Here is a 25819-nt window from a genome sequence, read left to right on the forward strand (position 1 = left end):
ATTTATTTGATATTGTTTAACAATTGAATTGTATCATGTTCACTATTAAATGATCGCCATTCGTTATTTATGAAAAGCTCAAAAGGCTTAAAGTGAGTTTTGTAATTCATCTTTTTGCTCTCTTGAATCCAGTAGCCCAAATAAACATAATCTAGTTTTTTTTCAATACACCAATTGATGAGCCACAGTATGGAATAAGTACCATAACTGACAGATTTGTCGCTCGTATCAAAAAATGTATAAACCGCAGAGATACCGTTTTTAACTATATCGACAAAACTAACAATTTTTAAATCGCCTTGATCTTGAAATTGAATTAATCGACTATCAATATTACTTTGTAATAAAAATTCACTGTACTGATTTACGTCTTCATCATTTGCGCTCACTTTTTCATGTCTATTTTTTTGATATTCCAAATAAAGCCTGAAATGATCTTCATGAAAAGAAAGTGGTAGCAGGGAAGCTTGAAGATGCTGATGGTTTTTGATAACTCTCTTGAAGTTTTTTGAGCGCATAAAATTCTTAACATTGATGCGAATAGGAATGCATGCATGACAAAGTTCACAATAAGGTTTGTATGTGAATTTACCACTTCTTCGAAAACCCTTCTTTATAAGATCATCGAAGTGTTTTTGGCTTATGAGGTGATGAGGTGTCGCAACTAATGATTGGGATGCACGACCTTCTATATAACCACAGGCATAACTCGTAGTGACATAGAATTGAATCTTATGACTCGATAATTCGTCAGGAAGGCTCATGTTTTAATGTAAGTATTAAGTAATTGAATAAAACGGTCACGAGAAATCTCTTTAGCACCTAAACTTAAAAGATGATTCGTTTTCATCTGACAGTCTACCATCTTAATACCTATATTTTTTAGATACTGAATGGCAAGAACAAAAGCCATTTTAGAGGCGTCTCTTTCATAATGAAACATGGATTCACCAAAGAAAACCCCATCTAGAACTATTCCATAAAGGCCGCCGACAAGATTTTCATTAAAATAGATCTCAAAAGAATGGGCAACTTTCAGCCGATGTAATTCTGAGTATGCATTAATAATACGATCGTCAATCCATGTACCATCCTGGCCTTTTCTTTTTATTTCACTACAAAATTTAATGACAGATGAAAAATCCTTGTCTATTAAAAATTGATAATTATTTTTATTAATTTTCTTATATAAAGATGATGAAATTTTAAGATCTTCAGGAAATAATATTAATCTTGGATCAGGTGACCACCATAAAATAGGTTCGTGTTTATTAAACCAAGGAAAGATACCTTGTTTATAAGCTTCAATAATTTTTTTAGCTTCAAGTGTTTTGGATATTGCAATAAGACCATTCGGCTCAATAAGGGCTTGATCAGTCTTCGGAAAGGGGTCATGATTACTAAGAAAAGCGATGGAACCAAAATTAGTTTTTATCCATTGATCCATATGTTCTTGTGAGGAATGCTTAATTTAATTTCAAGGTATGAAACGTTTTTTTATATTAGTTATTTTACTCTTAAATATAGTCCCAATCGCTTACGCTAGTGAGCGAGGGTTGTTCTGGAAATTAAAAGCACCCAATGGCTCGACGCATTATTTATTCGGTACTATGCATACTGATGACAATAGAATTATTAAGTTCCTACCTATTGTTAAAAAATCCGTCAATGCATCAGATCTTCTTTTAGTAGAAATTGCGCCCAACGATCACTCACAAAATCTTTTTATGCAGAATCATTCCCTAGTCACGGATTTAAATGAGATAGAGCTGCAGCAAATTAAAAAACTAGCAGAATTTCATGTCATGCATTTTGAGAATGCTATAAGAATGAAGCCTTGGCTCTTAGCTATTATTTTTGATTCACCCAAGCCCCATACCGAATTCAATCAGGACTATCTTTTAACGGCAATGGCAGAGGATTTAGATAAAGAAGTTATAGGGCTTGAGTCATCACAAGAGCATTTTGCTACGATGGATTCTCTCTCTAACGATGAACAATTAATAATACTTAGGGCGGTTTTAAAAAAAACAGAGAAAGAAAAATTATCTGATTACAATTTACTCATGAAACAATACGTCTCAGGTGATGTTGAGCAAATACGAAAAACTGATGAACGATTAACAGGTAAATTAATGCCAGAAGCTATGTGGGCTAAAATTAAAGTTAAGCTTATGGGTGAGAGAAATAAGAAGATGGCCATAAAAATTAAAGAGCTTTCAAAAGATAAACAATTATTTATTGCAGTCGGCGCATCCCATTTAGCAGGTCAGGACGGCTTGTTAAATCAGTTAAGAGATTCAGGCTTTAAAATGTCACCTATAAAAGCATTTGAATAATATGAAACGCCAGTTAATTTCATCTCGTGGCAACCAACATTTTAAGCATTTAAAGAAACTTAGTGAATCCCCTCGTTATCGGTATGAAGTTCAGCAAACCATTCTAGACGGTATACACCTCATTGAGTCTTATGCTCAGCGCTTTGGCTCCCCAGACTCTGTGGCTTTAATTCAAGGTAGTGACATAAATAAGATCTCAGGATATTTAAATGAAGATACGCAAGTCTTAGAATTTCCAGCAGGACTTTTTTCTGAAATAGCTCCTGTTATGTCCCCGACAGGCATTCTTGCATCTATTAACATTCCACATTTAGATGCACCAAAAAAACAGAACTGTATTTTATTGTTGGAAAATATTCAAGACCCGGGTAATTTAGGAAGCATTTTAAGATCTGCAAGCGCCTCAGGCGTAGATCTTGTTTATTTGTCTGATCATTGTGCTGATTTATGGTCACCTAAAGTATTAAGAGGAGGGCAAGGCGCTCATTTTTATTTGCCATGTGTTGAGAATGCTGTTTTTTCTGACATTACAAATACTTTCGAGGGAAAAATTTTTGCAACTGAATTAACTGGAAAATCTATTTTTAAAGAAAACTTAAAAGGGCCCGTTGCTTTTATTTTTGGCAACGAAGGAAGTGGCCTTCAGTCAGAAACTATAAGTTTGACTTCGCATTCCATTCATATCCCTATGGAAATGGGGATTGAATCATTGAACGTTTCTGCTGCTGTATCGATATGTTTATATGAAAAATATAGGCAAGAAAATTTTAGTGATTAACCGAGTTATTCGATTCGTTAAATACAAAATCTACTTCATCTTCTGAATATTGATAGCACTCATTGCAGAAATCGCAGTGAATTGTTATGGAAGCTTGCTCTTCAATGATGGAGTTACATTCTTCCTTTCCAATAAGCTGAAGCATGTTTTCAACACTTTTTTTGGAGCAGCTACAGGCAAAGCCAAGGTGAGTTGGATCGTATAAGCGAATTGTTTCTGATGAAAATACATTCTGAAGAATCTCAGATACTTCTAATTCAGGACGAAGCTCACTAAACGATTGGTTAGCAGATTCAACAATTCTTTCCCAAATATTTTTCATTTCATCTTGATTTAATTCCTCCGCTGAAGAATTAAATGGAAGCTTTTGAATAAGAAGGCCATGAAAAATATCATTTTGAGAATAGATCCAGAGTTTGGTTTGAATCTGCTCTGACCTTATCATATAATTTTCAAGAAGTTCACTGATTGAGTTTCCTTCCATAGGCACGATGCCTTGATAGGGCGTTTTTGCATTTTTTTGAATTAAAGTAATAATGAAGTGGCCTTCTTTAATAAGGTCTATTGGCGTCAGAGATTCAATAGCACCTCTCCATTTAACCGTGCCCCGCATCCCTAAATTTCCATTACATTCAGCGATTAATAATTTGAGTGGTCCATTGGTTTGAATTTGCAACGTCAGTGAGCCGTCAAGCTTGAGTGTTGAAGCGAGGAGAGAGCTTGCCACCATAAGCTCTCCCAATATGGCATGAAGATTCTGAGGTAGCGCTTGATGTTGCGTAGCCTCTTCGATTGCATGACTTAGCCTTACGTAGTTACCCCGAATATCTGTGTTTTCAAAAATAAATCGATGTAATTTGTCTTCTGAGTTATGCATAAAATTAAATTTCCATGCTGATGTAGGGCGGGATATGCCAGTTATGTAAATGCTTTCCTAAGAGGAAAAGATTACATTTGATTCGATCGTTTGTGGAGCTGCTCACCATAAATTCGTAACATCTTAATATGGCAACCTGACCTTTTTCATTTCGTTTTAATGTAATTTTTTCGCATGCAACTGTCTCATCTAAAAACTGAAGATCAAATTGCTTAGATAAATTTTTCCCAAGTTGAATGGCAAGCTCACGTTTTGAGATTGTATCAATCCAAAACCAAACGGTCACAATAAGTAAAACAAGAAGGATATATTCAAGCATAAATGTAATTTTAAAAATGATCTTCATATCTTAAACGTGCTTCAGTGAGACTTTAATGATTATTTTTATGCTTTATTTGTGTGCATTAAAAAAGTATTTCATAGAAATGCACAAAAATAGTGCTTAAAAGTAGATTTTTTTACAAATTTTAAAATAAAAAAATCACAATCTCTTATTTTTATTCATCCTTATATAAAATCAAGTCTAATTTAATACTTATAGATGAGGAAAGCCCTTTATGGATAACTTAATTGGTGCAAATGATGTTTTATTTGTTTTATTGGGCGCAGTTATGGTGCTAGCTATGCATGCAGGCTTCGCATTTTTAGAGGTTGGCACTGTTCGTCATAAAAACCAAGTCAATGCGCTTGTTAAAATCCTTGTCGATTTTTCAGTATCTACACTGGCCTACTTTTTTATAGGCTATGGCATTGCCTATGGCGTGAGTTTCTTGTCACCCGCAGAAACTCTGTCTGCTAAAAATGGTTATGAACTCGTTAAGTTTTTCTTTTTACTTACTTTTGCTGCAGCTATTCCTGCAATTATATCGGGTGGTATAGCTGAAAGAGCTAAATTCAATTCTCAATTAGCAGCTACTTTTGCTTTGGTTGGCTTCGTATATCCATTTTTTGAAGGTATTGCTTGGAATAATCATTTAGGGGTCCAATCTTTCCTTGAAGGTAATTTTGGGTTTAAATTCCACGATTTTGCAGGTTCAGTAGTTGTCCATGCCATGGGGGGTTGGATAGCTTTAGCGGCTGTTTTATTACTTGGGGCAAGACATGGTAGATATGGTAAAGATGGAAGGCTGCATGCTTACCCGCCATCTAATTTCCCCTTTTTGGCTTTAGGTGCTTGGATCCTAACTGTAGGGTGGTTTGGTTTTAACGTTATGTCAGCGCAAACAGCGAATGGTATTTCAGGCCTTGTAGCAATTAATTCTCTAATGGCATTAGCGGGTGGGACTATAGCAGCTCTTGTCGTTGGAAAAAATGATCCCGGTTTTATCCATAACGGGCCACTTGCAGGTCTTGTAGCAGTGTGTGCAGGATCAGATATTTTTCATCCCATTGGCGCTCTGATTACGGGTTTAGTCGCAGGTATTCTTTTTGTATGGACCTTTACTCTTACACAAAATCGTTTAAAAATTGATGATGTGTTGGGTGTGTGGCCATTGCATGGACTTTGTGGTGCGTGGGGCGGTATTGCCGCAGGCATTTTTGGATCAACTTATTTTGGTGGCATGGGAGGTGTTAGCTTTGCATCTCAACTTATAGGAACTTTATTAGGCGTATTGATAGCACTTATCGGTGGATTCCTAGTTTACGGCACCCTTAAGCATTTCTTTGGTATTCGATTAACCCAAGAAGAAGAATTTAATGGTGCTGATATTTCGATTCATAAAACTGCAGCTAACGCAGAAGATTAATCTTATCTCTTAAAAGCATTGTCTGTTGCCATGTTAAAATTTCCCATGGCGAAATTTCATATCATTATTCCTGCAGCAGGCTCAGGTTCCAGAATGGGATTGGACCAGCCCAAACAGTACCTTAAAATTCACAAACAAACTTTCATTGAAAGAGTTATTCGTGTTTTTGAAAATATTCCCCTTGTCGATTCTATTCATATTGCACTTAAGCCAAAAGATGATCTTTGGAACACACTTAATCTTTCTTTGTCATCAAAAGTGAATGTGCATTATTGTGGCGGAGAATCTCGAGCTAAGACAGTTCTTAATACATTAGAAACAATAAAAACTCATATGAACGACAGTGATTGGATTTTAGTTCATGATGCAGCGCGACCAGGCGTCCAAGAAAAAGATGTTATTCATCTAATAGAGACATTAAAAAATGATCCAGTAGGCGGCTTGCTTGCATACCCCATAGCAGACACTATAAAAAAATCTGACAAAGAAGATAGGGTTATTGATTCGCCATTAAGAGATCATTTATGGCAAGCACAAACACCTCAAATGTATAGGTATAAAATGCTAATCGACGCACTTAAGTCATTTGATGGTATTCCAACCGATGAGTCTCAAGCAATCGAACGGTTAGGAATGAAGCCAAAATTAATTAAAGGCGATTTTAAAAATTTCAAAGTAACTTATCAAGAAGATCTTAGTATTCTTGAGCATTTAATCACTGAATAGGTATTTATGATGATAAAAGTTGGACAAGGTTTTGATGTTCATCAGTTAGTGAACGGCAGAAAATGTATTATTGGAGGAGTTGAAATTCCTTTTCATAAGGGATTGGACGGCCATTCAGATGCGGATGTTCTTTTACATGCAATTGCTGATGCAATATGTGGTGCAGCTGGGCTTGGAGATATAGGCAAGCATTTTCCAAATACAGACCCATCTATTAAAAATATAGACTCCAGAGACATTTTGAAGAAAGTAATTTTATTAATTCAAGAAAAAAAATATTCGATTATTAATATTGATGCCACAGTAATTTGTGAATTACCTAAATTAGCAGCGTATATTGACCTAATGAAAAATAATATTGCATTAGATTGTAATATAGATATTCACGCAGTGAATGTGAAAGCAACAACAACTGAAACTCTAGGATTCGCTGGAAGAGGCGAAGGTATTGCAGCTCAGGCTATTTGTTTATTAGAGTCTAAATAGGTTTTTATGTTTCAGCGTTTTGAAAAACTTCTTAATCCTTTTCCTGAGTACTTTTTAACTACACCACCCAAAACCTTGTTGTTGTTTGTATGGTCTTGCACTAAAAATCTTAGATGGCTCATTTTATTTATGGCTCTATTAACAGCTGTCATAGGTAGCTTCGAAGCTATTTTATTCTCATATATGGGCTATTTGGTTGACTTACTAAATCACTCAAACCCAGAAAATTTTTGGTCTGAAAATGCTTCTATGCTGATGTCAGCATTAGCAGTTTTAATTTTAAGTACATTGCTTGTTTTATTCCAAACCTTAATTAAGCATCAATCCCTCGCAGGTGCTTTCCCTATGCGAATGCGTTGGAATTTTCATCGATTACTTCTTAATCAGAGTATGAACTTTTATCATAATGAATTTGCAGGCAGGGTTGCTGCAAAAGTTATGCAAACTGCTCTTGCGGTAAGAGATTTATGGTTCATTTTGGCTGACATTCTGGTGTACGTGATTATTTACTTCTTAACGATGATTTTTGTTGTAGGTAAATTCAATTTAATCCTGATGCTTCCATTTCTTAGCTGGTTTCTTTTTTATATTCTTGTTCTTATTTATTTTGTACCACGCTTAAGTAAATTATCTAGAAATCAAGCTGATGCAAGGTCATTAATGACAGGGCGTATTACAGATGCTTATACAAATATAAGTACTATCAAGCTCTTTTCTCACGCCGGACGTGAAGCGAACTTTGCCAAGGTTGCAATGAATGATTTTTTAGGTGCAGTGAATATGCAAATGCGATTAGTTAGCTGGATTGAAATTATTAATCATTTTTTAAGTATGTTGCTTGTGATTGGAACAGCTATTGTTGCAATTTGGCTTTGGTCGAAGAATGAAATCATGGTTGGAGTAGTTGCAACTTCAACAGCTATGGCTTTGAGATTGAATGGTATCTCGCACTGGGTAATGTGGGAAATGACATCCTTATATGAGCAAGTCGGAACTCTTCAAGACGGCCTAAACACACTTTCAATTCAGCAAGAAATTAAAGATATTAAAAATGCAGAAGATCTCATCATAAAAAAAGCTTCAGTTTCATTTCAAAACATTGTTTTTAATTATCCCAATCAAAAAACATCAGTTATTCATAATTTTTCATTGAATATTAGGCCTGGCGAAAAAGTTGGTCTAGTAGGCAGGTCTGGATCAGGAAAATCTACACTCGTAAATTTGTTATTGCGATTTTATGATCTTAAATCAGGTGTAATTACTATCGACAATCAAGATATATCAAAAGTAAATCAAAATAGCTTGAGAGAAAAGATTGGTATGGTTACACAAGACACATCCTTACTTCATCGATCAGTTAAAGACAATGTGGTCTATGGAAGGCCTAATGCAACACGAAGTGAAATGATTGGTGCGGCGAAAAGAGCCAAAGCCCATGACTTTATTATGCAGTTGGAAGATAACCTTTCTAGAAAAGGCTACGAAGCTCATGTTGGTGAAAGAGGCGTTAAGTTATCAGGAGGCCAAAGACAGCGTATTTCTATTGCAAGAGTCATGTTAAAAGATGCGCCTATATTATTATTAGATGAAGCAACAAGCGCACTTGATTCTGAAATTGAAGTTGTTATTCAACAAAGTCTCTATCAATTAATGGAGGGCAAGACAGTGATCGCAATTGCACATCGCCTATCCACTATTGCTGCAATGGACAGGCTTATTGTGATTGATAAAGGTAAGATTATAGAAGAGGGGCCTCATAATGAGCTTATTAAAAAGAAAGGCTTATATGCGAGACTTTGGAAGCATCAAAGCGGAGGTTTTTTGGGTGAAGCTTAATGTGCGGTTAATAACACAATAACAGCTCCGCTACCTCCATCATGTGCTCGCGCCTGAGCGTATGCGATAACCTCTTCTTTTTGCGCTAACCAATGCTTGAGTTTATTTTTAAGAATAGGCTCTTTGTTTTTAGAGTTATAGCCTTTGCCATGGACAATACGAATACAGCGAATATTATTTTTTTTACATTCCACTATAAATTGAACCACATATGCTTTTGCTTCATCCGAAATCATGCCATGAAGATCAATAGATTTTTGCACCACCCAATAGCCTTTCCTTAGTTTTTTTAATACATCAGGCGAGTGACCTTGTCTGATATAGAATAACTCATCACCATTTTCAATGTCATGAAGTGGTTCGTAGTGATCGCTAATAGAGTCAATCAGCGCTTGTTTTTCATCCCTTATAAAATTTAGAGGGACGGGCTTAGGTTTTTTTTGAGGTACTTTATGTTCTTTTTTTTTCGGACTGATTTGTAAAGGGGTTGCACCTTTAACGGCTTCTCTGAATAAATTAATTTCATCTTTATCATTTTCATTTTTTGCCATAACATTATTTCGTTAAAAATCTCTCTGCATCAAGTGCCGCCATACAACCGCTTCCAGCACTTGTAACTGCTTGGCGATAAATGTGATCTTGAACATCACCTGCTGCAAACACACCAGAAATTGAAGTCGCTGTAAAATTACCATGACGACCAGCATTTGCGATGATATAACCATTCTCCATATCCAATTGACCTTCAAAAATTGAGGTGTTGGGTTGGTGACCAATAGCAATAAAAACACCTTTGAGTTCTATAGATTTACTTTCATTTGTATTTACATCTTTAATTTTTATTCCAGTGACGCCTGAGGCGTCACCTAAAACTTCTTCTAGGGTTTTAAATGTTTCAAGAACGATTTTTCCTTCTTTTACGCGATCGTGAATTTTATCCATCTGAATAGCTTCAGCTTTGAATTTATCGCGTCTATGAATTAATGTTACTTTATTTGCGATATTAGATAGGTAAAGCGCCTCTTCGACAGCTGTATTTCCACCACCAACAACCGCGACTTCTTGATTTTTGTAAAAAAAGCCATCGCATGTTGCGCAAGCAGATACACCCTTTCCTAAAAATGCAGTCTCACTATGCAATCCAAGATATTTTGCTGATGCGCCAGTTGCAATAATAAGTGCGTCACAAGTGTACTCAGATGAGTCACCTATAAGTCGAATAGGTTTTTCTTTAAGGTGTGTCGTATGAATATGATCAAACACAATTTCAGTGTTAAAGCGCTTAGCATGTTTTTCAAAGCGCTCCATGAGCTCAGGACCCATAACGCCATCAGGATCCGCAGGCCAATTATCAACATCTGTTGTAGTCATCAGCTGGCCACCTTGGGCAATCCCAGTGATAAGAACGGGATTAAGGTTTGCTCTAGCAGCATAAACTGCAGCAGAATAGCCTGCTGGACCAGAGCCAAGGATGATAAGTTGGGCATGTTTTGCCATAAAAAATTCCTGAAAAGAGTGTGAAGTTGCAAACGATCAATTTTAGTTTTCATCGCCTGATTAAGCAAACCTATTTTTGACTGAAGTGGCTCTTTTTGAAGCTTTTTTCACCATTTTTTGCCACTTCAAACTGATATAATTGGTGAAACATTCCGAGTGCTTACAACCTTGTTTTTTAAAAAAAAATCAGAAACTGGAAAAGCTAGCCAAACTCCACAGGATAATAAACTTAGTGGGATTAAAAGTAAGCTTACACGCGAAGCTTGGTGGTTAAGTTTAATTTTTTTAGGCCTTTATTTAACCATCACACTTGCGACATACTCTAGCCAAGATCCATCATGGTCTCATAGCGTCAGTGGCTCAAATTCGATTCATAATGCTGGCGGGATTATTGGTTCGTATTTATCTGATTTACTCCTCTATATTTTCGGTTTATCGAGCTGGTGGCTAAGCTTCTTATGTTTCTTTAGCATATGGCTTCTTTATCCTCAATACAATAAAGACTTAAAAGGCTATCGCTCTTTTTTATTTTTTAATTATTTTGGTTTCTGTCTTTTAATTTCTGCCTCGTCTGCTTTTGAAGCAGGACATTTAATAGATCTCCCAGCTCAATTTCCATTAAGCCAAGGCGGCTTACTTGGAAAATTGTTTGATCAAGCATTACTTTCCTCTTTGGGTTATGTAGGCTCAAGTATTTTCTTGATCACATCGATTGCGATCGGATTTAGCTTATTTACAGGATGGTCATGGCTTAAAATTTCAGAGCATTCTGGCCACTTTACTTTCGCTTTATTTCAAAGAGGGCAATATCGATATAGAGATTGGCAAGATCGCAAACATGGGAGAATTATAGAGCAGCAGAGATTAGAGCTCTTGGAGAGTGAGCGCAGAAAATCTGAAAATAGATCGCCATTAAATATTGAAACTTCTGACGTACAAATTAAAAAAAGTGAGCGTGTACAAAAAGAGAAACAAATTCCATTGTTTAATTTTAGTGACAATTTATTACCGCCTCTTCATCTTTTAGATCAGCCATCAGATCAAGTCGAACCGCAATCGTCAGAAACGATTGAGTTTATATCTCGACTCATTGAAAAGAAATTAATGGACTTTGGTATTGAAGCAAAAGTAATTTCAGCTCAACCTGGCCCTGTAATTACCCGATATGAGTTTGAGCCAGCACCTGGCGTTAAAGGCAGTCAAGTGACTAACTTATCGAAAGATTTAGCGCGTGCACTTTCTGTTGTGAGTGTTCGTGTTGTTGAAACCATTCCTGGTAAAACATGTATGGGTTTAGAGATACCCAATCCTAAAAGGCAGATTGTTTACTTGTCAGAAATTATGAGCTCACAAATTTTCGCAGATACGAGCGCTTCTCTCACGATTGCCTTAGGAAAAGATATTTCAGGTCGTCCCGAGGTCGCTGATTTATCTAAAATGCCACATGTATTAATTGCAGGCACTACAGGCTCGGGTAAATCGGTTGCGATCAATGCATTAATCTTAAGTTTACTTTACAAAGCCAACTCTGAAAAAGTGAGGATGATTTTCATTGATCCTAAGATGCTTGAGTTATCTGTCTATGAAGGAATCCCTCACTTATTAGCGCCGGTCGTCACTGATATGCGTCAAGCTGCCAATGCATTAAATTGGTCTGTAGGTGAAATGGAAAGGCGATATAAGCTCATGTCGGTATTGGGCGTTCGAAACTTAGCTGGATACAATCAAAAAATTAAAGATAGTATTAAAGATGGCTCTCCTATTGCAGACCCCATAAATCCAGAAAATACTGAACCATTATCTGAAATGCCACTTATTGTAATTGTGATTGATGAGCTTGCAGATTTAATGATGGTGGTAGGCAAAAAAATTGAAGAGCTTATTGCTAGACTTGCTCAAAAAGCAAGGGCTTCTGGTATCCACTTAGTACTAGCCACACAAAGGCCCTCGGTAGACGTGATCACGGGACTCATCAAAGCTAACATTCCTGCAAGAATAGCATTTCAAGTAGCTAGCAAAATTGATTCACGAACAATCTTAGATCAAATGGGGGCCGAGACTTTGCTTGGGCAAGGCGATATGTTATATCAACCTGCTGGGTCAGGTTATCCACAAAGAATTCATGGGGCATTTGTATCTGATCAAGAAGTTCATAAAGTTGTGAGTTACCTGAAGGCACATGGTGAGCCAAATTATATTGAAGGTATTTTAACCAACGAAACTTCAGAGAGTGGAGATTACGGTGATTCTTCCTCTAATTTCTCAGGCGAGAAAGATCAGCTTTATGATGAGGCTGTTGAATTAGTATTGCGAACTAGAAAACCATCCATCTCTTCAGTTCAAAGACATTTACGCATTGGCTATAACCGTGCCGCAAGAATTATTGAGGATATGGAGAGAGCCGGACTTGTTTCCGCAATGCAAAGTAATGGCAATAGAGATATCCTAGCCCCAAATCAAAATGATTAAACTGTTTTCTGTTTTTCTAATTTTTTCTTTAAATGTATCTGCTGAAGGTATTTCAGATCTTAATGCCTTTTTAAGTAACGTCTCAAGTATGTCTTCTGAATTTAGTCAGGTTGTTTTAGATAAGAAGGGTTTAAAACTCCAAGATGTTGAAGGCGTAATGCTATTTAAAAGACCTAATAAGTTTAGATGGGATTATTTAAAGCCTTATCAAAATCAAATCATTAGCGATGGTGATCGGCTTTATATGTATGACCAGGATCTGAGGCAAGTTTCTATCAATCCGATAGCTAAAGTTGGTGGGTCAACGCCACTTTTAATTATTGCAGGTAAAAATATTGAAAAATATTTCATACTTAAAAATATAGAAGCTCCAGTTGGAGGTGAAGCTAATCAAAATGTCATCTGGGTTGAGGCTATTCCTAAGGAGGAAGGGGCTGGATTTACTAAAATCATGCTTGGTTTAATCGAAAATAAATTATCTGTGATGCAAATTGTTGATGCATTTGAACATATAACAACAATTAGTTTTAAGAATGCAAAATTCAATGTGAGCTTGACTGATAATGATTTTTTATTCAAGTTACCTAATGGCGTTGACGTTTTTCAAAACGGTGGCACATCGAACAACTTTTCGACAACACCAAATCCGAATAAAAATAAAGATGCAGAGTTAATTGCTTTTGCAAATGACTGGGCAAATGCTTGGTCAACTAAAGATATTGATCTTTATTTAAGTAAATACGCACAAGATTTTAAAGCTCCAAATGGTGACGCATTATCTTTGTGGCAAGCCTCAAGAAGGCAAAAAATATCATCACAAGGAAAGATTCTCGTTGAAATTGAAGATATAAAGTTAATTACAAAAGTCGAAAATTTAGCTCGTATACAATTTAAACAAAGATATACTTCTGACAAGGTGTCTGAGATATCCAATAAATCACTTTTAGTTAAAAAAATAGATGGCGAGTGGTTAATTCAAGAAGAGATCTCAGGTAAATAATTCTTATGAATCAAATGTTCGAACCTAATCAGTCTCAATTGCCACTGGCTGAATATTTAAGACCTAAATTTGTCGGAGAAATAGCAGGCCAAAAACATATTTTAGGTGAAGGTAAGTCCTTGCGTGTAGCTATTGAATCTGGAAATTTACCTTCCATGATTTTATGGGGCCCCCCAGGTGTTGGCAAAACAACCATTGCACGTGTAATTGCAAATTCTATTGATGCGGAGTTCATATCAGTATCTGCAGTCCTCTCTGGCGTTAAAGATATCCGAGAGGCTATAGAAAAAGCCCAGCTTAATTTACAGCAATATAATAAAAAGACAATTTTGTTTGTTGATGAAGTCCATCGATTTAATAAAAGTCAGCAAGATGCATTTTTGCCACACGTTGAATCAGGATTGATTACTTTTATTGGAGCTACTACTGAAAACCCATCTTTTGAGGTTAATTCAGCCTTATTAAGTCGATCTCAAGTTTATGTTTTAAAAATGCTAGAAGATGAAGATCTTCTTTTGATTTATGAAAAAGCTAAAATTTATATTGCGCCCGACATTGAGGTAGATCTTGAAGCTAAGCAAGAGATTATTACCCATGTGAATGGCGATGCTAGAAGGCTGCTCAATTTTTTAGAATTACTCTTTAATACAGCCACCTCTTTAAAAGCCAAAAAAATTGATCGAGACTTTTTAAAGAAAACAATTACAAGCAAGGTAAGACGTTTTGACAAGGGTGGGGATCAATTTTACGACCAAATTTCAGCGCTTCATAAATCTGTGAGAGGTTCTGATCCGAATGCTGCTTTATATTGGCTTCATCGGATGTTAGACGGAGGGGTTGATCCACTTTATTTGGCAAGAAGAATTGTTCGAATTGCCGTTGAGGATATAGGTTTAGCTGATCCAAAGGGACAAACTATAGCACTCGAAGCCTACCAAATCTTTGAACGTCTTGGCTCGCCTGAAGGTGAGTTAGCGCTTTCGAACGCAGTAATTTATCTATCGATTGCAGCGAAAAGTAATGCGGCATATATGGCCTTCAATGAAGTGAAAGCATTTGTAGCGGAAGGGGATAATAGTGATGTGCCAGTTCATCTTCGAAATGCCCCAACTAAGCTTATGAAAGAATTAGATTACGGAAAAAACTATCGTTATGCTCACAATGAACCTGAAGCCTTCGCGGCAGGAGAGAAATATTTTCCAGATAATTTAGACCCTATTGAATTTTATAAGCCTACAACTCGAGGATTAGAGAGTAAAATTCTCGAAAAAATGAATTATTTAAAATCTCAGGATAAGCAAAAGAAATAGGTTATTTATGATTGATATTCAAATACTACGAAATGATATTGGGATTGCTAAAGATAAACTTTTAAGTAGAGGCTTTGATCTTGATGTAGCTACTTTTCAATCATTAGAAAATGTGCGAAAAGAACTTCAGGTAAAGACACAAGATCTTCAAGAAAAACGAAATTCTATATCAAAAGAAATTGGTATTTCTAAGTCTAAAAATGAGAATACTGATTTGCTTATGAAGAGTGTGAATGTAATTTCAGAAGATTTAAAAGCAGGCGAATCTGAATTAGCTGAGTTACAAAAAAAGATTAATCAGTTCATGCTTGATATCCCTAATATTCCTCATGAATCAACTCCGATAGGTAAGTCAGAATCTGACAATAAAGTTTTAAAGACAGTCGGCGAGCCTAGAAAATTTACTTTTAAGGTTAAAGATCATGTGGATGTAGGTGCTCAACATGGTCTAAATTTTGATTTAGGTGTAAAGCTCTCTGGCGCGCGTTTTGTAGTCATTGAAGGTAAGCTTGCAAAATTACATCGGGCTATTACCCAATATATGCTTGATACTCAAACTGATAAACATGGATATAAGGAATGCTATACGCCTTATTTAGTTAATAGCGATTCATTAATAGGCACAGGACAACTACCTAAATTTGAAGCTGATCTTTTTAGCCTTTCACATAATGAAAGTAAATTATATTTAATACCAACTTCTGAGGTAACGCTTACAAATTTTGTGCGAGATGAAGTCCTAAAACTGTCTGATCTTCCTATTAAATTGACTGCACATACTCCTTGTTTTAGATCAGAGGCTGGATCTTATGGAAAAGATACGCGCGGTATGATTAGGCAGCATCAATTTGATAAAGTTGAGATGGTTCAGATTGTTCATCCAGACAAAAGTTATGATGCATTAGATGAAATGGTTTCACATGCTGAATTTATTCTTACTTCATTAGAGCTTCCATATCGATTATTATCTTTATGCTCAGGCGATATAGGTTTTGGTGCTGCAAAAACCTTCGACTTGGAAGTTTGGCTTCCGTCACAGAATACGTACCGTGAAATTTCGTCTGTTTCAAATTGTGAAGCTTTCCAAGCAAGACGATTAAAAGCAAGGTTTAAGAGTGAGGATGGAAAAAATTTATTTGTTCACACATTGAACGGTTCAGGACTTGCTGTTGGGAGAACATTAGTTGCTATTATTGAGAACTATCAGAACGAAGATGGCAGTATTACAATACCTAAAGCATTAGTTTCTTATATGGGTGGCATTGAAAAGATTTAGTTTTTCCATATCTCACGGACTTTTCCATTACTACTAATTAAGGCGCCATGCGCTATATTATAAAAAATACCATGCTCTACAATGCCGGGTGTTTGGGATAGAAGTGCATTTAATTCTTCAGTACTTTTTTCAGGATAATTAAAATCGAGAACGAAATTACCACAAGAGGTTATCGCATACCCATCTTTTGCTGCATTAATTCTAATATCGCCTGTACCTTTCTTTATTAAAATATTTTTAACAAGCTCCCATGCAAAGGGTTGAACTTCAGAAGGTATGGGAAAGTTATCCCCAATCTTTTTAACCAATTTAGACTCATCCGCAATGACAATAAATTTTTTAGCAGATCGAGCTAGTAGCTTTTCTCGAACGAGATCATAACCACGCCCTTTCAGCAAAGTAAGGTCAGGTGCAATTTCATCTGCCCCATCAATATAAAGATCTATTTCCTTGATTTGTTCCATGGCTATAATTGGCAAGCCAGCTTCTTTAGCTTTAATCATGCTCACAACAGAGCTCGATACTGCCCTTATCTTTAGATTTTCTTCTTTGTTTCGTTTAGCTAAAGCATCAATAAAGTAGTTAGCGGTTGATCCTGTGCCTAAGCCAACAATCATATTTTCGCTAACATACTGTAAGGCCTGGTGCGCGACTAATTCTTTATCATTCATGATATTCCCTCTTAATGAATATTAGCTTTAAAGCTTATAATATTGCTAATTATTTATACATGCAATATATGCCATTAGAAGCAAATTATCAAAGTAAAGAATCACTATCGACAGCTGAAATTGATGGCTCTGATAGCTTTTCTCTCGTCAAATATATTCATGATGAAATTGTTAAAAGTAAAAAGTCTTTAGCAATTTTTACGGAGACTGCATTCGAAGCAAGGCGTCTTATGGAAGAGATGCTTTGGTTTAGCCCGGATTTGAAAATTAATTTGTTGCCCGATTGGGAGACTCTTCCTTACGATCACTTTTCACCCCATCCAGATCTAATCTCAGAACGACTTCTAACTCTTTACCAAGTGACTCAGAAAAGTTTTGATGTGGTTATTATTCCTGTGACCACAGCACTTCACTTATTGCCTCCTAAAAGTTATATACAACAATTTAGCTTTCATTTTAGTAAAGGGCAAAAAGTTGATATTGAAGCTTTTAAAAACCAATTAACATTAAATGGATATATGAACGTGGTTCGTGTCATGGCCCCAGGAGAATTTTCAGTGAGAGGAAGTCTCATTGATTTGTTTCCTATGGGCAGTATTGTGCCGTACCGCTTGGATTTCTTTGATGACGAGATTGATTCAATTCGAACATTTGATGTTGACACGCAAAGAACACTTTACCCAGTTAATGAAATTAAATTACTCCCGGCCCGTGAATGTCCAATGGATGAAAAGTCCATTAGTTCATTTCGACAAAATTATCGAGAGCATTTTGAGGGCGACCCCTCTCGCTCCTCAGTTTACAAAGACATCAGCAAAGGTATCCCTATTGGAGGCATTGAATGGTACATGCCGTTATTTTTTGAAGAGATGAGTGATATTTTTAGTTATTTCTCAGACAATACGATTATTTATAAGCACGGTAATCTTGACTTGGCTTGCAGTCACTTTTGGCATGAAACTGAAAAACGTTTTCGATTGTTTGCTTATGATGCTGAGAGACCAATTTTAGAACCTCAAAATCTTTTAATCAAGCCAGATCAATTTTTTAAATCCATTAATTCATATAAGAAGTTCGATTTAAAACGTACGGAAGTATATGAAAAAATTCCTGACATATCTATTGATCGGAAAAATATTCAGCCTTTATCAAAGCTTGATAATTTTATTACAGACAATCCTAAAAGAGTTTTTATATTAACGGATAGCTTGGGTCGTCGAGAAACAGTTTCTGAACTTCTGAAGTTGGCTGGTATTAAGTTTAAAGCAACAGATGATTGGTCTTCAGCTGCAGATATTAGTGATCAAGTAGTTTTGACTGTTAGTCCACTTCATCAAGGCTATATTTCATCTCAGCATGTTGTTATTACAGAATCTGAGCTTTATGTAAATACTGTGCGCCAAGTAAGAAGGCGTCATCGAGATAAGAATTTCTCAACGGATGCCATGGTGCGTGACTTATCAGAATTAAAAGAAGGTGACCCTATTGTGCATGAACAATATGGCGTAGGTCGATTTAAAGGATTATTTAATTTAGATTTTGGTGAAGGAGAGAGTGAATTCCTACTTTTACAGTATTTTGGTGAAGATAAACTATATGTACCTGTATCCAATCTAGACCTTATCTCTCGTTACTCGGGAGGGCCAGCTGAAACTGCTCCCTTACATAGGCTTGGTTCAGACCAATGGGATAAGGCGAAGAAAAAAGCCTTAAGACAAATTCATGATACTGCTGCTGACCTCTTGAACATTTATTCGCAGCGCTCCATTAAAAAAGGCTACGCCTTCAAAATTAACTTACAAGATTATGAGAGATTCACTGACGGATTTCCATTTGAGGAGACCGATGACCAATTAACTGCAATTAATGCTGTTATTACTGATATGGAATCTCAAAAGCCGATGGATCGTCTTATATGCGGTGATGTAGGATTTGGAAAGACAGAAGTTGCATTAAGAGCAGCATTTATAGCAGCTAATGATGGAAAACAAGTTGCTATATTAGTCCCGACAACACTTCTTGCTGAACAGCATTACAATAATTTTATGGATCGTTTTTCAGACTCTCCTATCAAGATTGCAGAAATTTCTCGTTTTAAATCTAAAAAAGAACAAGCTGAGTCGCTTGTAAAATTAGCTAATGGTGAAATTGATATTATCATTGGCACACATAGACTTATTCAAAATGACATTAATTTTAAAAATTTAGGGCTGATTATTATTGATGAGGAGCACCGTTTTGGTGTGCGCCAAAAAGAATTACTTAAATCTATGCGAGCTGAGGTGGATGTATTAACACTTACAGCGACTCCAATTCCTCGAACGCTATCTATGGCTATGGAAGGTTTACGAGAGTTTTCTATTATTTCTACTCCACCACAAAAACGTTTATCGATTAAAACATTCGTGAATAACTATTCAGAAGGCATCATTCGTGAAGCAGTTCTTAGAGAATTTAATCGAGGCGGTCAGGTGTATTTCTTACATAACGATGTTGACACTATCACTTCGATGAAAGAAAAATTAGAAAATTTAATACCTGAAGGAGTCATTGAGATTGCTCATGGGCAGATGAGAGAGCGAGAGCTTGAGAGAGTTATGCATGATTTTTATCAACAAAAAGCGAATATTTTACTGTGTACAACAATTATTGAAACAGGCATTGATATTCCATCAGCCAATACAATCATTATGAATCGTGCAGACATGTTTGGACTAGCACAACTTCATCAGTTAAGAGGTCGGGTGGGTAGATCGCACCATCAAGCATACGCATATTTACTTGTTGATCCAGACAGGAAGATCAGCAATCATGCTCAAAAACGGTTGGAAGCTATTCAGCTTCTTGAGGATTTAGGTGCAGGATATTATCTTGCTATTCATGATTTGGAGATTCGAGGAGCAGGTGAGTTGCTAGGTGACAATCAAAGTGGGCAAATGTATGAAATTGGATTCAATTTATATGTAGAAATGCTTAATTATGCTGTTAAGCAGCTGAAAATTGGCAAAAAACTAAGTCTTGATACCCCGCTTCAAAAAAATACAGAAATTAATCTTCATACGCCAGCCATTATTACTAATGCTTATTGTGGTGATATCAATGAAAGGCTTGTGCTCTATAAGCGCTTGTCAGGACTCAATCAGGATGAGCAGTTAGTAGAAATGAAAGAAGAGCTGATAGATCGTTTTGGTGTGATGCCAGAACAAACACAGTCCCTAATTTCTTTTCACGACTTAAGAATTTTTATTCAACATCTTGATATTAAAAAAATAGATGCTAGTGATGTTTCAATTCAAATTACATTTGCAAGTGATAGTAAAATTGACCCACTGAAGCTTATTAAACTTCTAAGTGAAGATAAGCGTTGCCGAATGAATGGCCCAGATAAGATTAAAATTTCCGTTACTCTTCCCGATATCCTAGAGCGTGTAAAATTTATAAAAGATTTCTTGGGTAAAATATTCTTATCTTAATAGCTATAAAAATTAGAAGAATGATTTCTTATATGCTGACTCATCAGGATTACTATTAAATTAACTTCAATCGCATGAGTTTTGGAACGAATTCCTCGATTTTGCCATTCAAAGTCCCTATCTCAGTATTTTCAATGAGTTTTTGCTCATAAAAATTATTGCCGTAAATACCCCAAAGCAGTGATAAGAAAGTACTTGAAGCAGGCTTTATTTCATCCTTATATGTAACCGACCCAACAAGATGAAGCTTTACTCTTGCTCTTGTCATCGCAACATAAAGAAGCCTTTTTAATTCATTTTCTTCTCTATTTTTTTCTATACCATGAATTAAATTATACAAATGAGGTGATTTATTATCAGGCTCACTAAATGCTGTGACGTCATATATAGAGTTATTCTCAGAGAATGTATCAGACATAATCATTTTTTTGTCTGATGCTCGTATTGTTGAATTCAATGATGGAATAATGACTACATCAAATTCGAGACCTTTAGCTTTATGGATTGTAAAAAATTGAATACGCTCTTCAGCTGAAGGAATGTCAGATAAATAAGTTTTTGTAATTTGATGTTCGACTAGTTCAAAATCGATTGATATAGGCGAGCTTGATGTTTGCAATATGTCAAAAAATTTATTAATGTCTACAATATCGTTAGGATTATGAAGGCATAATTCACCTCCTAAATTCATCCAAACTGATTCTATAAGTCTTCTAATATGAGTTTTACTTTGATTATCAAATGCATTTTTTAGGATATCGATAAGTCGTTGAATTCTTTTTCTTCCATCAGAGGAAATTTCATTCATTTTATTTGAATCTTGAATAATTTCCCATACTGTTGAGTTGTGATCATTTTGAAATAGTAGGGCTAGGTCATTCAGCATAACCCCACACCATGGGGCTCGAAGAATTGCAAGCCAGTGAATCCGGTCACTTAAGTCAAGCATGGCGTAGCTTAAGGAAAGAATATCCTGAATAGATTGATGCTTATCTAAAGCATCAATTTCTACTGCATTAAATCTGAAGTTAGGTTTGAATTTTCTAATGTAATTAATTAATTCAGAGAGGTGACTTCTTGATCTTGTGAGAATGGCAATTTTTTCATTTTTAGGAAATGTATCAATAAGATTACATACATACTTTGCTTCTTCGGTATCAATATCAATATTTTCAGTGAATGTTAATGCATGAAATTTGAATTCACTTATATTAAAGTCATACTCTTTCTTTGCAGATACAAAAGGTTTGTAAGATACAGCTCCTTCTTGAATTGAATCTTCTTTTGGTAGTATATTTTCAAATATCTGATTTATCTCATTCACAATAAGAGAAGAAGACCGGTAATTATCTTTAAGTCGTATGGTTTCTAAGGGAATTGTGTTAAAACCATTTTTTTTAGCCTCAATAAAAATACTAACATCAGCTTCCCTAAATTTATATATAGATTGCATAGGGTCGCCTACACAGAAAACAGTTTTTTGTGCTTCTGGTGTCCAGCCATCCACAATTTTCTTTAAGAAATTAAAATGACTTCTGCTTGTATCTTGAAATTCATCTATAAGTAAGTGGGATATTTTGTAATCCAAAGATAATAAAAGATCGCTTGCCGCATCATTTTTACCAAGTGCCTCATTCGCGATCTCTATGATCTCAATAAAATCGACAGTATTTCGTTGCCTAAATAGCTGCCGGAGTTTCTTTTCGCACTGCAGCAGAATATTTGAAATAGATTTTAGTTTTAAGGCGTATGTTTCATTAATAGGTTCCGGAATTGTCTTGATGGCTAATAAAAAGTCGATATTTGGTAGATTGCGACATTTATTTTTGTAGACTTCTCCCTCATCATCATTCTTAAATCCTTCTCGGACTGTAATGTTTTCTCGCCTAGTATTTTTATCTGTAAATAAGATTTTTGCAATCGTTTGCCATAAAGAGATTTCTTCTGTATCAAAATTAAAACTTCTTTTATTTTCTAGCTTTATATCTTTCCTAAGATTTACACTTTCTAAATAGTGAAGAATTTCTATAAGATCATTTAGCTGATCTTGATTTAGTACAGCATTAATTTTTTGATAGATGGTCTGTGTCAAATGTTCAAGATAAGCATTGCCTTCGTCGATAATTTGCTTGGTTGCTTTTTGGGTAAGCGTATGACATCGGTATTTCCACTGATCTCGAATTGACATCATCGCCACTAAACGGCGATTAATCTTTTCATACTCATTGTCATAATGAGTAAAGACAACTTTAATATCTTCGATGCTATCTTTAGCCTGTAAAGTTTGCTTAACTGACTCTTCATAGATTTTTTCAGGTGTATCGGTAATATTAGGCTTTTGCCCCATTTTGCTTAATACAGGAATTTGACTGACCACATTAAGACAGAACTTATCAATAGTCATAACTTTAAGTCGCGAGAGATTATGTTCAATATCCCAGCCTTTTTCTTTCGAGCGCTTTAGAATTGTTTGAGCAAAAGGACTTTGACTTTCTTTAATTCGCTCGATGATCTTAGCTTTCATTTCTGAGGCTGCTTTCTTTGTGAAAGTTATCGCTACAATCTCTTCGGGGGTATCAACAACCGTAAGCAATTTTAAATATCGATCAGTAAGTAAGCTTGTTTTTCCAGAACCTGCTGGCGCCTCTACAATAAATGAGCTTAAATGAAGCGCTTTCTCTCTTAATTCGGCGTCATTCATTGTTTGTTTTGCTCATATTGTAATGTTCGCTCAGGAAGCCTTAGGATAGATTTAACATGACAGTAAGCCATGTCTTTTTCACGTGCAAATCTAACAGTTGCATCACCCATTTCGTAGCTTTTAACCGCATCACTAATGCGACACTTCCAAAAGCCGAGTAACTCATCCCAAGATTGGTATTGGCTAGAGCAGGAAGCATCCTTTATACCTTTAAGAAGCCCGATATCTCGACCGATGCCAATCCATTGAGGCTTTGGTGTATTAATAATGCCAATAGTAATGGCATCAATAGGTTTATCTGAAGCATAGAGGGCATAGAATGGCATTTGAAGCTCTCCATAAGCATTGAGAAACCATTCATTTAAAGTTTTTGTTGCCCCAGATTTATAATCAATAACAATCGTGTTCTTATTAACTTCATCAATACGGTCAATCTTGATATTAAAGTTAAGATAGCCTAAATGGACGGGTATATTTTTTTCTGTCTCTTTAACTTCAAAGTCACCTCGTTTTAACTCATATTGAATCCAATTTTCAAGGTAATGTATTAAGCGCATTTCTTCGATATTAAAAATCTCAGGCAAGATTCTGGGGTACTTTTTCTTTTCAGTTGAAATATTCTTATGTGCAATATCTTTTATTTTATTTAAGAGTTCATTTTTGCTTAAAGCGCTAACTAGAAATGATGATTTATATTCCATCCAAAATTCTTCCAAGGTTTTGTGAAAGAGATTTCCGCGAAGCCTGGTAGTTAAATTTTCTTCATCATCATCTTCTAATTGTTTGGCGCCAAGCCTAAATTCATAGAATGCCCAGGCAGGGCAGATGGACTGTGCTTCAAGTAGTTTAATCCCTGATTTCACGGTCTGTTCAACGGTAATTTTAATTGAAGTATTATCTTCAATATATTCTATAACATCTTGATTAAATGTATTTTTTTTGTAATTAAAATTCATATCTTCATGTGGTTTCGAAGATATGAAAGTGTATAGAATAGGTGACGGAAAGATCTCTTCTTCACCCATTTTTTTGGCGTAAGAGAGTGTTACCAAGGCTGATGTATGGGTAAATTTGTCTAAAATATTTGTAGCATGTAAATGACGTTTTTCATGAGTATTGATATGGCAATCATGCTGAATTTTGATAGGGATAAATGGATTATATTGATGAGGTGCAGGCCAATTATGTTCATTCAAATTCATAATCCACGTAGCATCATAAATTTCATAAGTCGTTTCATGAAAGCCTAAGATATCAATTTTAAAATTACCCTCGTGTTGATGATGATGGGTAGTTTTTTTGAGGTAATACTGAAGTGTGACTAACATATCCTGAATAGATATTTCATCAAGGAGATTGTCTAGCGAACTTAAAGTTTCGGTAATTTTATTCCACGCCTCATAAATACCTTCTTCATAAAGGTCTTTTGGACTTAAAAGGCTAGATTGAATACTCTTTAAATACTCATCAAAGGTCTTAATCCATGCAGAAGGGGTTCTTTTCTTTTTCCATTGATGATGTGAGACTTGTATTTGATCTAAATGCTTCTTTAGAGAAGGAATTAAATCATTTAATCCTTCTGTCGACTCCAGGATTTCAATAAGTTCGTGAACTGAGACATTGCCCCTGCGTTTTCTCTCTAATTGGTTAATAAGTCTATAGCGAAGGCATAGCTCTTGGTTATCTGACCAACCGTTATGGCTCAAGATATTTTTAAGTTCTTTTATATTGAAAAATCCTCGCGCGCTCAGCTCAATCAGCATTATATTTAAATAAATGATGGATAAATGAAATAGAGGTGTATTTAAAGAAAACTGATAAATTCTTTTTTCTTGAGATAGGCTTGGGGTAAACGATTTAGGATGAAATGTTTTGTCAAGTAAGCTTGTAAGGCGATCTATGATTTGATCAAGCTGGGGCGTAACAATAAGTATTTTTTTATTTAGTTCTATTTGCTTTTTGCACCATTCAACAACTTGCACACATTCATGCTCTTCATTAAGAAAAATACGCGACTCTATATAAGGCTCTATTTTGGGCTCTTCAAAAAAGGTCACGTCAATTTGAGTTTTACATGCACCAATAAATGATTCCTCAATAGGTGTTCTAAATCCAAAATTTACAAAATGAATAGGGTAGTCAATAGATATATCCTTATTCGTGATATGTTCAATAGCAATTTTTATAAGACTATTAAAAGTGATGATTTTTTTATCACTGCAATATTTTTTAAAGATTAAACGCCAGGCGTTAAAAAATGCATGCTCTTCGCTGTGCTCTTCACTCTTCAAGGTATTTTCGCCAATAAGAAATTGATCTATGAGACGATTAGCCTGGCTGGCAGTCTCACTTAAGCTTTCAATATTAGATAAATCAAATGAAGATTTTTTGTATTGTTTAATGCTGCTTTCCCATAACAACTTTTCTTCGATACCATTAAGAACTCGGTATTGCATGTTGATGTTTGGATGTTTTTTAAAAAGATTATTAATAAAATCATTTAAAGCCATCACTTTTTCTTTTGAGTTAAAGTGTTGGCTTAATTTAAAAGCTTCTTTTGAATTACGACAGAGATATATAGGCTTTTGCTCAGAATGCATGCTTCTATTGTAAACTTATCCCCGTTAATTAT

Annotated in this window: 20 protein-coding genes; 11 read left to right on the plus strand and 9 right to left on the minus strand. The window is 35.5% G+C overall.

What is annotated here, in order from left to right:
- Nucleotides 1-2 precede the first annotated feature (2 nt).
- Nucleotides 3-764, minus strand: coding sequence for an arginyltransferase (locus BN1208_RS03285; protein WP_046487856.1), 762 nt, complete (start codon nt 762-764; stop codon nt 3-5).
- Nucleotides 761-1447, minus strand: coding sequence for a leucyl/phenylalanyl-tRNA--protein transferase (gene aat, locus BN1208_RS03290; protein ID WP_046487857.1), 687 nt, complete (start codon nt 1445-1447; stop codon nt 761-763). Before aat ends, BN1208_RS03285 begins: the two co-directional genes overlap by 4 nt.
- Nucleotides 1448-1484: 37 nt before the next feature.
- Between aat and BN1208_RS03295 the strand changes: the two genes are divergently transcribed.
- Both BN1208_RS03295 and BN1208_RS03300 read left to right on the plus strand, forming a co-directional pair.
- Nucleotides 1485-2339: a TraB/GumN family protein gene (locus BN1208_RS03295; protein WP_046487859.1), complete on the plus strand. Its 855-nt coding sequence runs from the start codon at nt 1485-1487 to the stop codon at nt 2337-2339.
- Between the two features lies 1 nt (nt 2340).
- The gene (locus tag BN1208_RS03300) at nt 2341-3117 is read left to right on the plus strand and encodes a TrmH family RNA methyltransferase (RefSeq protein ID WP_046487861.1); all 777 of its coding nucleotides are present in this window, start codon (nt 2341-2343) and stop codon (nt 3115-3117) included.
- Here the strand turns inward: BN1208_RS03300 and hslO are convergent.
- On the minus strand, nt 3107-3994 hold the full coding sequence (hslO, locus tag BN1208_RS03305) for an Hsp33 family molecular chaperone HslO (RefSeq protein ID WP_046487863.1): 888 nt from the start codon (nt 3992-3994) through the stop codon (nt 3107-3109). The two genes, BN1208_RS03300 and hslO, sit on opposite strands and share 11 nt — an antisense overlap.
- Nucleotides 3995-3998: 4 nt before the next feature.
- Entirely contained in the window at nt 3999-4340 is a 342-nt protein-coding gene (locus BN1208_RS03310; protein WP_231854589.1) for a DUF3301 domain-containing protein, read from the minus strand.
- 211 nt (nt 4341-4551) lie between these two features.
- On the opposite strand from BN1208_RS03310, the gene BN1208_RS03315 reads away from it, so the two are divergent.
- The 4 genes from BN1208_RS03315 to BN1208_RS03330 are packed head-to-tail and all read left to right on the plus strand — an operon-like array spanning nt 4552 to nt 8790.
- On the plus strand, nt 4552-5742 hold the full coding sequence (locus tag BN1208_RS03315) for an ammonium transporter (RefSeq protein ID WP_046487865.1): 1191 nt from the start codon (nt 4552-4554) through the stop codon (nt 5740-5742).
- Nucleotides 5743-5772: 30 nt separating this feature from the next.
- A complete protein-coding gene (ispD, locus tag BN1208_RS03320; protein WP_231854590.1) occupies nt 5773-6468 on the plus strand; it encodes a 2-C-methyl-D-erythritol 4-phosphate cytidylyltransferase in 696 nt (231 codons plus the stop codon).
- Nucleotides 6469-6477: 9 nt separating this feature from the next.
- A complete protein-coding gene (gene ispF, locus BN1208_RS03325; RefSeq protein ID WP_046489271.1) occupies nt 6478-6954 on the plus strand; it encodes a 2-C-methyl-D-erythritol 2,4-cyclodiphosphate synthase in 477 nt (158 codons plus the stop codon).
- A gap of 6 nt (nt 6955-6960) precedes the next feature.
- The gene (locus tag BN1208_RS03330) at nt 6961-8790 is read left to right on the plus strand and encodes an ABC transporter ATP-binding protein (RefSeq protein ID WP_046487866.1); all 1830 of its coding nucleotides are present in this window, start codon (nt 6961-6963) and stop codon (nt 8788-8790) included.
- On the opposite strand, the gene BN1208_RS03335 is transcribed toward BN1208_RS03330, so the two are convergent.
- Both BN1208_RS03335 and trxB read right to left on the minus strand, forming a co-directional pair.
- Nucleotides 8787-9341, minus strand: a complete 555-nt coding sequence (locus BN1208_RS03335; protein WP_046487868.1) for a Smr/MutS family protein — start codon at nt 9339-9341, stop codon at nt 8787-8789. The two genes, BN1208_RS03330 and BN1208_RS03335, sit on opposite strands and share 4 nt — an antisense overlap.
- 4 nt (nt 9342-9345) lie before the next feature.
- Nucleotides 9346-10287, minus strand: coding sequence for a thioredoxin-disulfide reductase (gene trxB, locus BN1208_RS03340; protein WP_046487869.1), 942 nt, complete (start codon nt 10285-10287; stop codon nt 9346-9348).
- Between the two features lie 168 nt (nt 10288-10455).
- Between trxB and BN1208_RS03345 the strand changes: the two genes are divergently transcribed.
- The 4 genes from BN1208_RS03345 to serS are packed head-to-tail and all read left to right on the plus strand — an operon-like array spanning nt 10456 to nt 16342.
- A complete protein-coding gene (locus BN1208_RS03345; RefSeq protein ID WP_046489273.1) occupies nt 10456-12756 on the plus strand; it encodes a DNA translocase FtsK in 2301 nt (766 codons plus the stop codon).
- Nucleotides 12749-13756 (plus strand): outer membrane lipoprotein periplasmic chaperone LolA, encoded by a 1008-nt coding sequence (gene lolA, locus BN1208_RS07130; RefSeq protein ID WP_052734627.1) that lies wholly within the window; start codon nt 12749-12751, stop codon nt 13754-13756. Before BN1208_RS03345 ends, lolA begins: the two co-directional genes overlap by 8 nt.
- 5 nt (nt 13757-13761) lie before the next feature.
- Complete coding sequence (locus BN1208_RS03355; protein WP_046487871.1) at nt 13762-15066, plus strand: replication-associated recombination protein A; 1305 nt, start codon at nt 13762-13764, stop codon at nt 15064-15066.
- Between the two features lie 7 nt (nt 15067-15073).
- Nucleotides 15074-16342: a serine--tRNA ligase gene (gene serS / locus BN1208_RS03360; protein ID WP_046487873.1), complete on the plus strand. Its 1269-nt coding sequence runs from the start codon at nt 15074-15076 to the stop codon at nt 16340-16342.
- Here serS and rpiA read toward each other — a convergent pair.
- Nucleotides 16339-17013 (minus strand): ribose 5-phosphate isomerase A, encoded by a 675-nt coding sequence (gene rpiA / locus BN1208_RS03365; protein WP_046487874.1) that lies wholly within the window; start codon nt 17011-17013, stop codon nt 16339-16341. The two genes, serS and rpiA, sit on opposite strands and share 4 nt — an antisense overlap.
- 68 nt (nt 17014-17081) lie before the next feature.
- Here rpiA and mfd point away from each other — a divergent pair, with 68 nt between their 5' ends.
- Nucleotides 17082-20486: a transcription-repair coupling factor gene (gene mfd / locus BN1208_RS03370; protein WP_420885852.1), complete on the plus strand. Its 3405-nt coding sequence runs from the start codon at nt 17082-17084 to the stop codon at nt 20484-20486.
- Between the two features lie 55 nt (nt 20487-20541).
- Here mfd and BN1208_RS03375 read toward each other — a convergent pair whose 3' ends face one another.
- Both BN1208_RS03375 and BN1208_RS03380 read right to left on the minus strand, forming a co-directional pair.
- Entirely contained in the window at nt 20542-23187 is a 2646-nt protein-coding gene (locus BN1208_RS03375) for a UvrD-helicase domain-containing protein (protein WP_046487878.1), read from the minus strand.
- A complete protein-coding gene (locus tag BN1208_RS03380) occupies nt 23184-25787 on the minus strand; it encodes a PD-(D/E)XK nuclease family protein (RefSeq protein ID WP_046487879.1) in 2604 nt (867 codons plus the stop codon). The genes BN1208_RS03375 and BN1208_RS03380 overlap by 4 nt, the downstream gene beginning before the upstream one ends.
- Nucleotides 25788-25819 lie beyond the last annotated feature (32 nt).

Source organism: Candidatus Methylopumilus planktonicus (assembly GCF_000981505.1).
GTDB lineage: Bacteria > Pseudomonadota > Gammaproteobacteria > Burkholderiales > Methylophilaceae > Methylopumilus > Methylopumilus planktonicus.